Source organism: Candidatus Pantoea edessiphila (assembly GCF_002933315.1).
In the GTDB taxonomy this organism is placed as follows: domain Bacteria; phylum Pseudomonadota; class Gammaproteobacteria; order Enterobacterales; family Enterobacteriaceae; genus Pantoea_C.
The window spans coordinates 1-13,145 of the sequence record NZ_PDKT01000006.1 but is presented as its reverse complement, the minus strand read 5'-3'; the positions used below and the strand labels follow the sequence as shown (position 1 = coordinate 13,145).

Genomic DNA, 13,145 nt, shown 5'->3' with positions numbered 1-13,145 from the left:
ATATAACTTATTCAACAGTAACTGATTTAGCTAAATTACGAGGTTGATCTATATCTCTAGATTTAATGAGAGCAACATAATAAGAAAGTAATTGTAAAGGAATTGTATAGAAAATGGGTGCTATCACATCCTCTACATATGGTAATTGAATTATTTTCATATTATAATCATCGTTCTTTCTAAATTCTACATTTTGGTCTGTAAATATATACAATAGACCACCACGTGTTCTTACTTCTTCAATATTACATTTCAGTTTTTTGAGAAGTTGATTATTAGGTGCAATTACAATCACAGGCATATTATTATCAACAAGAGCTAATGGACCATGTTTTAATTCTCCAGCTGCATATGCTTCAGCATGAATATAGGATATTTCTTTTAACTTTAATGCTCCTTCCATTGCTATCGGATAATGATCACCTCTACCTAGAAATAACGCATGATTTTTATCAAAAAAATCACTAGCGATTTTTTCTATAATCTTATCTTTAGTAAGAACTTGCTCAATACGATATGGTAGCATTTGAATTGCTTTGATAATTTTCCTTTGAACTTCTATGTGCATACCGTTTAGACTACCCAATTTAATTACTAACATTAATAGCACTGTCAACTGAGTACTAAATGTTTTAGTAGAAGCAACACCAATTTCAATTCCAGATTTAGTTATTAGATATAAATCTGATTCTCGTACTATGGAAGAATATAATACATTGCATATTGCTAGTGAACCTATATAATTTAATTTTTTTGATAAACGCAGTGCTGCCAAAGTATCTGCAGTTTCCCCAGATTGTGATAAAGCAATTAATAAACTGTCTTTTCTTACTTGAAGTTTACGATAACGAAATTCAGATGCAATTTCAACATCGCAAGGAATATTTGCTAAAGATTCAAACCAATAGCGTGATACCATACCAGAATTATATGATGTACCGCAAGCAATAATTTGAATATGTTTAACTTTTTTTAAAAACATGCCAATATTTATTCCTAATTCACTTAAATCTATCTCTTTATTTGTACAACGACCTAATAACGTATTTTTAATAGCTATTGGTTGTTCGTATATTTCTTTTTGCATATAATGTTTGTATATACCTTTACTTATATGATCATGATGTATATTTAATTTAACTTTATTTCTATTAACAATATCTCCCATAACATTAAAAATAGCAATTTTATTGCAGCTAATCTCTGCAATATCACCTTCTTCTAAATGAATGAAACTATTAGCTATTGATAATAAAGCAAGTTGATCAGAAGCAACAAAATTTTCTCCCATACCACAACCAATAACTAAAGGATTACCTATTCTTACAGCTATAATAGTTGATGACTTGCGACTATCCATGACAACCATACCAAAAGATCCACTGATTTCAGGAATACTTTTTAAAACGGCTTGTAGCAAAGATCCACCGTATTGTTTTTGTTTCATATTTAATAAATGTGCTATTACTTCTGTATCTGTTTCAGAAGAAAAAGAATATCCGTAAGAAATAAGTTTTTTTCTTATCTGGTCATGATTTTCAATTACTCCATTATGTACAACAATTATGTATTCAGATATATGTGGATGTGCATTAATTTCAGAAGGAATACCATGTGTTGCCCAACGTGTATGAGCTAAGCCAACTACACCAATTAGATTTTCTCTGTTTGCAGCGTCTACTAGTTTTTGCACCTTACCTAAACAACGTATACGATTAATATGACTATGTTCATCAACTACAGCTAAACCAGCTGAGTCGTATCCACGATATTCTAAATGTAATAAACCATTGAGTAAAATTTTTGTTATATTACGTTGTGATACTGCACCAATAATTCCACACATAAAAATATTTTCTTTAATTATTATTAATTAATAACATCAAAAAAATAAAATTTATTTTTTTGATGGACGTTTCCAGTTTTCTTTATATATTTGTTTTTTTGGGTTTAATGTTAAATCTGAAGTATTAATATCTTTTAAAACAGTTGTTCCTGCAGCAATAGTAGCATTATCTATTATAGTTAATGGTGCGACTAATTGAGTATCAGAACCGATAAAAACATCATTTCCAATGATAGTTTTTAACTTATTTTTACCATCATAATTACAAGTTATACTACCTGCACCGATATTGACATTAGACCCAATTTCTGAATCTCCAAGATAAGAAAGATGTTTGGCTTTAGAATTATTACCTAAAGAAATATCTTTTATTTCAACAAAATTCCCTATGCATACATTATGATTTAATTTAGCATTATTACGTAAATGTGAAAATGGACCAATATTACATTTTACAGACAAATTTGAATTTCTAATTATAGAATATGGATGAATGTTACAATCATCATCAATAGAACTATTCTGTATAATACAACCAGCTCCAATTTTTACTCTATTACCTAAAACAACATGTCCTTCGATAATAACGTTTACATCAATTTCAACATCAATACCACATATTAAAGTACCTCTAAGATCAAAGCGGTCTGGATCCCTTAAAGTAACACCTGAAAGTATTAATGTTTTTATTTGATTAGATTGATAAATTCTTTCTAAATTTGCTAATTGTATACGATCATTTACACCTTTAATCTCATTAATATCAAATGGATGTATAGCTTTAATGAAATAATTGTCTTGATAAGCAATTTTAATTATATCTGTAAGATAATATTCTTTTTGAACATTATCATTATTAGTTCTTTTTAACCAATTTTTTACATCTTTCACATTAGCAAACATAATACCAGTATTTATTTCTTTTATATTCAATTGATGTGAATTTGCATCTTTATCTTCAATTATTTCAGCAATAACATTATTATTTCTAATAACTCTGCCATATCCACTTGGATTATCTAATATTGCTGTTAATAAGCTCATACCATGTTTTGGTTTTTTATCACATAATTGTTCTAATGTTGCTTTAGAAATAAATGGAATATCTCCATATAAAATTAATAAGTTTTCATTATTATTTAAATACGGTAAAAGCTGCTGAATTGCATGTCCTGTACCTAATTGTTCTTTTTGTAAAATCCAATGTATTGAATTATCATTCAATTTTTTTTTGATTAAATCACCTTTAAAACCATATATAATGTAAATTTTATGCTTATTAATATTTTTAGCTGTATCAACTATATATTTAATAATAGGTTTTCCCGCTATACTATGCAAAACTTTTGGGATATCAGAACACATGCGATTGCCTTTACCAGCAGCAAGAATCACTATATTTATTAGATCTTTGTGCATAATATTAAATTACTTTATTTTAAAATCAAATTAAGTTTTGATAATCTTAATCAATAACTATCAAACTTTATATTATTTTTTACTTTATTAATTTTCTTGTTAGTTCAATTACACGTAATTTCGCAAGAGCCTTTGCCAATTTCATTGAACATACTAAATAATTAAAATCTTTATGTCTATTTTTAATTTGTTTTTCTGCCTTATACATTGCTTGTAATGCACGTTTTTCATCTAAATCAACACCTCTAATTGCAACATCTGCTAAAACTATACTATGGTTAGGTTGTACTTCAAATATACCTCCAGAAAGATAAATAAATTCTTCATTTCCTTCTTGAGTTACTAAATGTATCATTCCTGGCTTAATGATAGTTAATAAAGGTGAATGTCCAGGAAAAACTCCCAATTCTCCTTCTATACCTGATACTTGAATTTTTTGTACCAACCCAGAAAACAATTGCTTTTCCGACGTAACTATATCTAATTTATAGGTATTAACCATATTTAATACTCTTAAGTTACTTTTTTAAATTCAAAGTTTTTTTGCTTTTTGTAAAGCTTCTTCAATAGTACCAACCATATAAAAAGCTTGTTCAGGTAAATAATCATATTCACCTTCTATTATACCTTTAAAACCGCGAATAGTATCTTTTAAAACAACGTATTTACCTTGAAAACCAGTAAATACTTCAGCAACAAAAAAAGGCTGTGATAAGAAACGCTCAATTTTGCGAGCACGCGCTACTAATAACTTATCTTCTTCCGATAATTCATCCATACCCAATATAACTATTATATCTTTAAGTTCTTGATATCTTTGTAAAATAGATTTAACTTTACTGGCTACAAAATAATGTTCCTGGCCAACAAATAACGGATCTAATTGACGACTAGTAGAATCAAGAGGATCAACCGCTGGATAAATGCCCAAAGAAGCAATCTGACGGCTAAGTGTTATAGTGGAATCTAAGTGGGCAAAAGTCGCTGCAGGAGCTGGATCTGTCAAATCATCTGCAGGAATATATATTGCTTGTACTGAAGTAATTGAACCAACTATTGTAGAATTAATACGTTCCTGAAATAATCCCATTTCCTCTGATAAAGTTGGTTGATACCCGACGGCAGAAGGCATACGACCTAGTAGTGCTGATACTTCTGTACCAGCTAAAATATAACGATATATATTATCAATAAATAATAATACATTACGTCCTTCATCACGAAATTTTTCAGCTACAGTAAGACCAGTTAAGGCGACTCTTAAACGATTACCAGGTGGTTCATTCATTTGACCATAAATTAATGACACTTTATCAATTACGTTAGAAGCAATCATTTCTTGATAAAAATCATTACCTTCACGTGTGCGCTCGCCTACACCAGTAAATACTGAATAACCAGAATGTTCAGCTGCAATATTACGAATTAACTCCATCATGTTGACTGTTTTACCTACTCCTGCACCTCCAAATAATCCAATTTTTCCACCTTTTATAAATGGACAGATAAGGTCTATTACTTTAATACCAGTTTCTAATAATTCTTGAGATTGTGATTGATTTGTATAGGAAGGTGCAGACTTATGGATAGAAATAAATTCTGGAATAGCTCCATCTTCTTGTTTAAATTCACCTTTCATATCTATCGGTTCACCTAAAACATTCATAATACGACCTAAAGTAGATTTACCTACTGGCACTTGTATTTGTTTTTTTAAATCTATTACTTCTAAACCTCTTTTTAAACCATCAGATGAACCCATAGCTATAGTTCTAACTATACCACCACCTAAATGTTGTTGTACTTCTAATATCAATCTATTTTTGCCATTTTGTACTTCAAGAGCATTATATATCAATGGAATTTTATCTTGAGCAAATTCTACATCAATAACAGCTCCAATAATCTGGATTATTTTTCCAGTTATCATTTTATATCCTCGATAAGTATTTTAAATATTAAACTGCAGAAGCTCCTGAAACAATTTCTATAATCTCTTGAGTAATATTGGCTTGACGAGCTTTATTATACAATAAGTTCAGTTCTTTTATTAAATTACTGCAATTATCATTGGCAGACTTCATAGCTAACATTCTAGCAGCTTGTTCACTTGCTAAATTTTCTAAAACTGATTGATAAAATTGTGATTCAATATATCTACATAATAAATTATTTAGTAATATTTTAGAATCAGGTTCATATAAATAATCCCAAGTTGATTTATTTCGTTTTTTATTTTTAATCGTTACTAATGGAATTAATTGAATAATTTTTGGAGTTTGATTAATCGTACTGTTAAATTTATTACTAACTATATATAATCTATCAATACGATGTGCATCATAAGCATTTACCATAACCTTAATTAATCCAATTAATTCAGATAAAACAAAATTTTCTCCTATTCCGCTAATCTGTGCAATAATATTGCTACCTATTGAAGTAAAAAATGAAATTCCTTTAGAACCTAAAATTGCTAGATCACTTTCTATTTTTTCTTTTCTGAAAGATTGTATGTCTAATATTAATTTTTTAAACAAATTAATATTCAAACCACTACATAATCCTCGATCACTTGAAATAAGTAAATAACCAACTTTTCTAATCTTACGTTCTATTAAGTAAGGGTGTCTATATTCTAAATTACTTGAAATAACGTTATTTATAACTTCAATTATCATATCATGATAAGGACGGCTAGATAATACACGTTCTTGGGTTTTACGCATCTTAGATGCAGCAACCATTTCCATTGCTTTTGTTATTTTTTGTGTATTTTTTATACTTTCTATTTTATTGTTTATTGTCTTTATACTAGCCATGTACTATTATAATATCCTGATTTTAGTTAAAATTTGATTTAATTAAAATGACAGTTACCATGAATGGGTTGATTTAAATGCATTGAAAAGATTTTTTAATCTTGTGTCAATATCTTCATTATAATTGCCATTTTTATTAATTTCCTGTAATAGATCAGCATAATTGCGTTCAGCGAAATCTATTAACAATTCTTCAAATTTTTGTATATCTATCACTTCAATATTATCTAAATAACTATTTACAGCTGCAAATAATAATATACCTTGGTGTGCAATTGACATTGGTTTATATTGTTTTTGTTTAAGAAGTTCTGTAATTTTTTGACCATATTTCAATTGCTTTTGAGTTATTTCATCTAAATCAGAACTAAATTGAGAAAAAGCTGCAAGTTCACGATATTGAGCTAATGCAGTTCTAATACCAGCAGATAATTTTTTTATGATTTCAGTTTGAGCAGCATTTCCAACTCTTGATACTGAAATACCAGGATTAACAGCAGGACGAATACCTGCATTAAATAAATTAGATTCTAAGAAAATCTGTCCGTCTGTAATTGAAATTACGTTAGTTGGCACAAACGCCGATACATCACCTGATTGAGTTTCAATTATAGGTAAAGCAGTCAAAGATCCAGTACGTCCTTTTATTTTTCCACCTGTAACACGTTCAACGTAATGAGATGTTACACGAGATGCTCTTTCTAATAATCTTGAATGTAAATAGAATATGTCTCCAGGGAATGCTTCTCTACCAGGTGGACGACGTAATAATAGAGAAATTTGTCTATAAGCAATAGCTTGTTTTGATAGATCATCATACACAATTAATGCATCTTCACCATGATCACGAAAATATTCCGCCATTGTACATCCAGCATAAGGCGCAAGATACTGAAGTGTAGCAGATTCAGCAGCAGAAGCTACCATAACTATTGTATTTTTTAAAGCTTGATATTCTTCTAATTTGCATACAACATTGCAAACTGTTGACATTTTTTGTCCTATTGCAACGTAAATACATTTAACACCTGATTTTCGCTGATTTATAATAGTATCAATAGCCATTGCGGTTTTACCAGTTTGACGATCGCCAATGATTAGTTCACGTTGACCACGTCCAATCGGAATCATTGAATCAACAGATTTATAACCAGTTTGAATAGGTTGATCAACTGATTTACGATCTATAACACCTGGTGCAATTACTTCAACAGATGAAAATACGTCACTAATGATAGAACCATTACCATCAATTGGCATGCCTAATGCGTTTACTACTCTGCCCAATAAATTATTACCAACTGGAACTTCAAAAACACGTCCAGTACATCTAACTTTCATACCTTCAACAAGATCAGTAGAAGGTCCCATTACTACAGCGCCGACTGAATCACGTTCTAAATTAAGAGCTATAGCATACAGATTACCAGGTAAAGCAATCATTTCTCCTTGCATTACGTTATTTAAGCCATATATTCTAATAATTCCGTCAATAACGGAAACAATCACACCTTCCTCATGATACTGAGTTTCAAGATTAAACTGAGAAATGCGTTTTTTTATTAATTCACTTATTTCTATAGAATTTAATTGCATATGTTTAGTCTTCCTAAAGTTGCAAAAAATTTGCTAAACGAGAGAGACGACCACTTATGCTATTATCAATAACCAAGTCACCTAAATGAATAACAATTCCAGATATTAGAGAATTATCAATTTTATGGTTTAATTTAACTTTACATGATAAACGTTTTTCTAAAACATTTTTAATATCTGTCAATTGCTTGTTATTTAAATTACTAGCGGAAATTAAATTTATTTCTGATGTCGATTCGTAATGATATCGTAATTTAATAAACTCACTCAATACAGTAGGTAATATATCTAATCTTTTATTTTCAGCCATTAATTTAATTAAATTTTTGGAGTATTTGTTTAGCTTATTACCGCATATTTTAATGAAAATTGTATACATATCTTTCGATGACAAATTTCTAGGAAAAATTTTTTTCATTTCCTTATCATTAACTATTGCAGAAAATAATGTTAGTGTTTGCTGCCAATATTCAATACTTTTACTTTCGACAGAAAAATTAAAAACAGCTTTAGCATAAGGTCGAGCTATCGTAATTAATTTAAACATTAATATTTCCTTTATTTCAGATCAGCTATTAATTTATCTATAATATCCTTATTAATATTTGCATCAATAGAACGCTCTACTATTTTTTCAACACCAGATATTACTAATGAAGCAAATTGCTTACGTAACTCTTCACAAACAATATCTCGCTTTAAATTAATTTCATTTTGTGCACTTGCTATAATACGAGTACGTTCGTTATTAGCTTCAATTTTAGCTTTTTCTAAGATTTGCATACGATGTTTATTAACTTGAGCAATAATCGATCGAGCTTCTTCTTTTGCTTGTTGTAAATGATCATTTGCACTAGTCAATGCTAAATCTGCATTTTTTTTTGCATTTTTAACAGATATTAGACTTTCATCAATTTCTTTTTGTCTTTTTTCAATAGCACCAATAATTGGTGGCCACACAAATTTCATGCAAAATATGACAAATAGAATAAATGATATAGTTTGACCAAGTATAGTTGCATTAATATTCACTTTATCAAACACCTCTAATTTAAATATTTAACCTAAATATAGCATAAGACATCAAATGTAAGTTTATTTAACTTAAAGCATGAACCTAACAATCAAGTAAGAGCAAACATTAAATAAAGAGCTAATCCAATAGTTATCATAGGCACAGCGTCTACCAAACCCATAACAATAAAAAACTGAGTGCGTAGTACAGGAATTAAATCAGGTTGACGTGCTGCTCCTTCTAGAAATTTACCTCCAAGAATACTTATACCAATTGCAGCTCCGACAGATGCTAGTCCCATCATTATCGCAGCAGATAAATAAAGAAAATCTATACTTAATTTTCCCATGTTGTCCTCAAATTATTAATATTATTAATTCTAATGTTCTTCAGATGCCATAGATAAATAGACAATTGTAAGAACCATAAAAATAAAAGACTGCAATGAAATGATCAAAATGTGAAATATAGCCCATGGTACATTAAATATCCATTGTATCCACCATGGTAGAAAACCATTAATAAGAATGAAAATCAATTCACTAGAATACATATTACCGAATAGTCTCAAACTTAAAGAAATTGGTTTAGCGATAAGACTAACACCTTCTAAAATTATATTGATAGGAATAAATATTGGATTACTAAAGGGGTATAAAGTCAATTCTTTTGTAAAACCACCAATACCTTTAATTTTAAAACTATAAAATAAAATTAAAAAAAACACACCTATTGCCATAGCACTAGTAATATTTATATCTGTAGAAGGTACTACACGCAATGCAGGTAAATGCATCACATTTGCACTAATATAAGGTAACAAATCAGTTGGAACTAAATCCATTAAATTCATCAAAAAACACCACATAAAAATTGTCAATGATAAAGGAGCAATAAGCTTACTATTTCCATGATAAATATCATTGATGTTATTATTGATAAAAATAATAATTAACTCTATTGCTGATTGCAATTTTCCAGGAACACCAGTAGTAACTTTTTTTGCTATTTTATAAAATATAAATAAAAATAAAAATCCTAAAAATAAAGAAAAAAATATTGAATCAACATTTAATATCCAAAAATTCTTAGAAAGATTGATATCATTAATGCTTACTAACTTAAAAGTACGCATATCTAGCTGAAGATTTATAAGATGGTGACTTATATATTCATGTGAATTAGGAATTTTATCTATAGCCATAGTGGCTTATATACCTTAATGTTATTGTTATCAATTTTTTGTAAAAACTAATAACATTACTAAATGATAAACGGAAATAGAAAAACATTCTAAACTATAATTAAGAACATAACAAACAGAAAAATCATTTGCTAATTACTTAACAAATAATTAAGTTACTAATGATTATATTTAAGATTATTTTATGAAATCATCTAATAATTTTTAAATAAATTATGTTGTCTCCATTTAATTTATTTGTACTTAATTAAAGTATAATCAACTTCTAATTAAATAAATTCAAAAAACTATATATCTTTATTTTAAAGTTAGCAGTATAAGAATAAAATAACAATTTACAATTGATTTAATGTTTATAAAATAAATTATTCATTTTGCAATATTAAAGACAGTATAAATCCTTAGAAAAATATTAAAATAAACGAAATCAAAAGTAATATACTAGAATAACCTTTAAATACTGTAATAAAAAAATATTTTTTCAATATAATTATTTAAATGAAATACAAAAAATACAAATTATATTAACATACTAAGATATTCTTCCTATAAAAAATGTTAATTTAATAAATAAAATATTTATTTAAAAGGAAAAATATAACATATTATTATAATAAAATTAAAATTATATATTTAAGTTTTAAATAAAAAGCTAATTTATTTAACTTTTTTTGTAGAACATATTTTCTTTAAATAAATTAATAAAATAGAAATTGATGATGGAGTAATTCCAGGAATATCAAGAGCTGCACCTATCGAATTCGGTTTATGATAATTCAGTTTAACTATTACTTCATTAGACAGTCCTTTTATTTTATAGTAGTCAATGTTTGGTGGTAGACATACATTCAGATTTTTTTGTTGACGATAAATTTCTTCTTTTTGACGTGCAATATAACCTTCGTATTTTATTTGAGTTTCCACTTGTTCAGATGCTTGTTTATCTAATAATCCAGGACCAAGTTCTTTAATTTTCATTAAATTCGAATAAGTTATTTCTGGCCGACGTAATAAAGATACTACATTAGTTTCTTTTATTAGAGGATTATTTAACATAAAGTTAATATCTTCAATAAAATGAGACTGTAAATTTATATTGATATCTTTTAAACGTTTGTGTTCCTGTTCGATTAATTGTAATTTTTGATTGAAATATTTCCATCTAGTATTATCAATTAAACCTAGGTTTCGTCCTATTTGTGTCAAACGAATATCAGCATTGTCTTCACGTAAAATCAATCTATATTCAGCACGTGAAGTAAACATACGATATGGTTCATCAGTACCAAGCGTACAAAGATCATTAACTAATACACCAATGTAACATTGAGTTCGGCTAGGAATCCAACATTCTTGATTTATAGATTTTCGTGCTGCGTTTAAACCAGCTAACAATCCTTGAGCAGCTGCCTCTTCATATCCAGTAGTACCGTTAATCTGACCAGCAAAAAATAAACCTTCAATATTTTTACTTTCTAAAGTTTGTTTTAAATGTCGCGGATCAAAAAAATCATACTCTATAGCATAACCCGGTCTTACTATTTTTGCATTTTGCATACCATTTATCGATTTAATTATCTTAATTTGTACTTCAACAGGCAAACTAGTAGATAAACCGTTTGGATATATTTCATTACTATTTAATCCTTCTGGTTCAAGAAAAACATGATGAGATAAACGATCTGAAAAACGGATCACTTTATCTTCAATTGATGGACAATAACGAGGACCGATACTTTTTATTATTCCATTATATATCGGACTTTTATTTATATTATCACGTATAATATTATGAGTTATCTCGTTTGTATTAGTTATCCAACAAGGTAATTGTTTGGGATGTTGTGATACATCTCCCATAAATGAAAATACAGGCATAATACTATCACTGTATTGCGGAACTAGCGAATCAAAATTTATACTACTTGCATCAATGCGAGGTGGTGTCCCTGTTTTTAAACGATTAACGCTTAATGATAATTCACGTAATTTATTAGCTAATGGAATAGAAGGTAAATCACCTTCTCGACCACCATCATACTTAATTGACCCAATATGAATTTTTCCATTAAGAAAAGTTCCTAATGTTAACACAATATTATTAGACTTAAACTTAAAACCGGTATTAGTAATAATGCCATTAATTTTATTATTACTAATTATCAAATCAGTGACTTCTGCTTGAAAAAGAATCAAATTAGGTTGACATTGCAACGAATTCAGTACTATTTTACGATAAAGTATGCGATCTGCTTGAGCACGCGTAGCTCTAACTGCAGGGCCTTTACTAAGATTTAATCTTCTAAATTGAATACCAGAATGATCTATTGCTTTAGCCATTAAACCACCTAAAGCATCTATTTCTTTTACTAAATGTCCTTTACCTATACCACCAATTGCAGGGTTGCAAGACATTTGACCAATTTTATCAATACTATGGGTAATCAATAATGTTTGTTGACCTATACGTGCAGCTGCCATAGCAGCTTCTACACCTGCATGACCTCCACCTACTACAATAACATCGAAATTACTTTGATAAGACATAAAAAGAAACTCCATATCTAATAATGAATTATTTTTAAAGTAAATTAATGAGTCAATGACAATATTTACAATCATCACATAATCATATGAAAAACAAGACAGTTATTAATAAATATTAAATACAATATTTATTTTTTGAAAAAAATATTATTAAATAATAATCCATATATTTTTACATGAAATCAATTTAATAATTTATAAAAATAAATTAGAGTTTTTTATTAAAAAATAATTAATTACTTAATTAATCTAAATTAAGTAATTTAAGTTTTAATTCACTAAAGAATCATAATGATTATCAATAAATACTTGACTATTTCTTAAAAACAAAGGATAGTAAGATTTATTGAATATGCAAAAATTATAAACATATCATAATTGGTAGTTAAATTAATATTTAAATTAAATATTTTAATAAATAATCACATATTTAATTATTTTTATATCGTCCCCTTCGTCTAGAGGCTTAGGACATCGCCCTTTCACGGCGGCAACAGGGGTTCGAATCCCCTAGGGGACGCCATAATATATCTTGTATAATCAATTAATTTTATGTATATTTATAATTGGTTCTTTAACAATCTGGAACAAGCTAAAAGTAGTACAAAAGTGTTTAATTCATTATTAATACGTTATTAATGACATCAATAATGCTAATTAACATTTATTAATCTCAATGCTTAAAATCAAAAACAC

Annotated in this window: 11 protein-coding genes and 1 tRNA gene; 1 reads left to right on the top strand and 11 read right to left on the bottom strand. The window is 28.1% G+C overall.

What is annotated here, in order from left to right; all coding sequences use genetic code 11:
• Window positions 1–7: 7 nt before the first annotated feature.
• The 11 genes from glmS to mnmG all read right to left on the bottom strand — a co-directional run bounded on the left by glmS (window position 8) and on the right by mnmG (window position 12,449).
• Window positions 8–1,846: a glutamine--fructose-6-phosphate transaminase (isomerizing) gene (gene glmS, locus CRV12_RS03575; protein ID WP_136131273.1), complete on the bottom strand. Its 1,839-nt coding sequence runs from the start codon at window positions 1,844–1,846 to the stop codon at window positions 8–10.
• A 51-nt stretch (window positions 1,847–1,897) separates the two neighbouring features.
• Window positions 1,898–3,265: a bifunctional UDP-N-acetylglucosamine diphosphorylase/glucosamine-1-phosphate N-acetyltransferase GlmU gene (glmU, locus tag CRV12_RS03570; protein ID WP_136131272.1), complete on the bottom strand. Its 1,368-nt coding sequence runs from the start codon at window positions 3,263–3,265 to the stop codon at window positions 1,898–1,900.
• Window positions 3,266–3,344: 79 nt separating this feature from the next.
• Entirely contained in the window at window positions 3,345–3,767 is a 423-nt protein-coding gene (locus CRV12_RS03565; protein ID WP_136131271.1) for a F0F1 ATP synthase subunit epsilon, read from the bottom strand.
• A 30-nt stretch (window positions 3,768–3,797) separates the two neighbouring features.
• The gene (gene atpD / locus CRV12_RS03560; protein ID WP_136131270.1) at window positions 3,798–5,195 is read right to left on the bottom strand and encodes a F0F1 ATP synthase subunit beta; all 1,398 of its coding nucleotides are present in this window, start codon (window positions 5,193–5,195) and stop codon (window positions 3,798–3,800) included.
• 28 nt (window positions 5,196–5,223) lie between these two features.
• Window positions 5,224–6,087, bottom strand: coding sequence for a F0F1 ATP synthase subunit gamma (atpG, locus tag CRV12_RS03555; protein WP_136131269.1), 864 nt, complete (start codon window positions 6,085–6,087; stop codon window positions 5,224–5,226).
• Between the two features lie 54 nt (window positions 6,088–6,141).
• Entirely contained in the window at window positions 6,142–7,683 is a 1,542-nt protein-coding gene (gene atpA / locus CRV12_RS03550; protein ID WP_136131268.1) for a F0F1 ATP synthase subunit alpha, read from the bottom strand.
• Between the two features lie 13 nt (window positions 7,684–7,696).
• Window positions 7,697–8,230 (bottom strand): F0F1 ATP synthase subunit delta, encoded by a 534-nt coding sequence (atpH, locus tag CRV12_RS03545; protein ID WP_136131267.1) that lies wholly within the window; start codon window positions 8,228–8,230, stop codon window positions 7,697–7,699.
• A gap of 11 nt (window positions 8,231–8,241) precedes the next feature.
• Window positions 8,242–8,715 carry a F0F1 ATP synthase subunit B gene (atpF, locus tag CRV12_RS03540; RefSeq protein ID WP_136131266.1) on the bottom strand — a complete coding sequence of 158 codons (474 nt, stop codon included), beginning with the start codon at window positions 8,713–8,715 and terminating at the stop codon, window positions 8,242–8,244.
• Between the two features lie 92 nt (window positions 8,716–8,807).
• A complete protein-coding gene (gene atpE / locus CRV12_RS03535; protein WP_136131265.1) occupies window positions 8,808–9,047 on the bottom strand; it encodes a F0F1 ATP synthase subunit C in 240 nt (79 codons plus the stop codon).
• 30 nt (window positions 9,048–9,077) lie between these two features.
• Window positions 9,078–9,902 (bottom strand): F0F1 ATP synthase subunit A, encoded by an 825-nt coding sequence (atpB, locus tag CRV12_RS03530; protein ID WP_136131264.1) that lies wholly within the window; start codon window positions 9,900–9,902, stop codon window positions 9,078–9,080.
• Between the two features lie 657 nt (window positions 9,903–10,559).
• A complete protein-coding gene (mnmG, locus tag CRV12_RS03525) occupies window positions 10,560–12,449 on the bottom strand; it encodes a tRNA uridine-5-carboxymethylaminomethyl(34) synthesis enzyme MnmG (RefSeq protein WP_136131263.1) in 1,890 nt (629 codons plus the stop codon).
• A gap of 447 nt (window positions 12,450–12,896) precedes the next feature.
• On the opposite strand from mnmG, the gene CRV12_RS03520 reads away from it, so the two are divergent.
• Window positions 12,897–12,972, top strand: a tRNA-Glu gene (locus CRV12_RS03520).
• The last annotated feature ends 173 nt before the right edge of the window (window positions 12,973–13,145 follow it).

What these genes read in the sequence shown, in the direction of transcription:
- glmU (WP_136131272.1), bottom strand. Translation starts at nt 3,265, where the DNA reads ATGCACAAAGATCTAATAAATATAGTGATTCTTGCTGCTGGTAAAGGC.
- atpB (WP_136131264.1), bottom strand. Translation starts at nt 9,902, where the DNA reads ATGGCTATAGATAAAATTCCTAATTCACATGAATATATAAGTCACCAT.
- atpA (WP_136131268.1), bottom strand. Translation starts at nt 7,683, where the DNA reads ATGCAATTAAATTCTATAGAAATAAGTGAATTAATAAAAAAACGCATT.
- glmS (WP_136131273.1), bottom strand. Translation starts at nt 1,846, where the DNA reads ATGTGTGGAATTATTGGTGCAGTATCACAACGTAATATAACAAAAATT.
- mnmG (WP_136131263.1), bottom strand. Translation starts at nt 12,449, where the DNA reads ATGTCTTATCAAAGTAATTTCGATGTTATTGTAGTAGGTGGAGGTCAT.
- CRV12_RS03565 (WP_136131271.1), bottom strand. Translation starts at nt 3,767, where the DNA reads ATGGTTAATACCTATAAATTAGATATAGTTACGTCGGAAAAGCAATTG.
- atpG (WP_136131269.1), bottom strand. Translation starts at nt 6,087, where the DNA reads ATGGCTAGTATAAAGACAATAAACAATAAAATAGAAAGTATAAAAAAT.
- atpH (WP_136131267.1), bottom strand. Translation starts at nt 8,230, where the DNA reads ATGTTTAAATTAATTACGATAGCTCGACCTTATGCTAAAGCTGTTTTT.
- atpD (WP_136131270.1), bottom strand. Translation starts at nt 5,195, where the DNA reads ATGATAACTGGAAAAATAATCCAGATTATTGGAGCTGTTATTGATGTA.
- atpE (WP_136131265.1), bottom strand. Translation starts at nt 9,047, where the DNA reads ATGGGAAAATTAAGTATAGATTTTCTTTATTTATCTGCTGCGATAATG.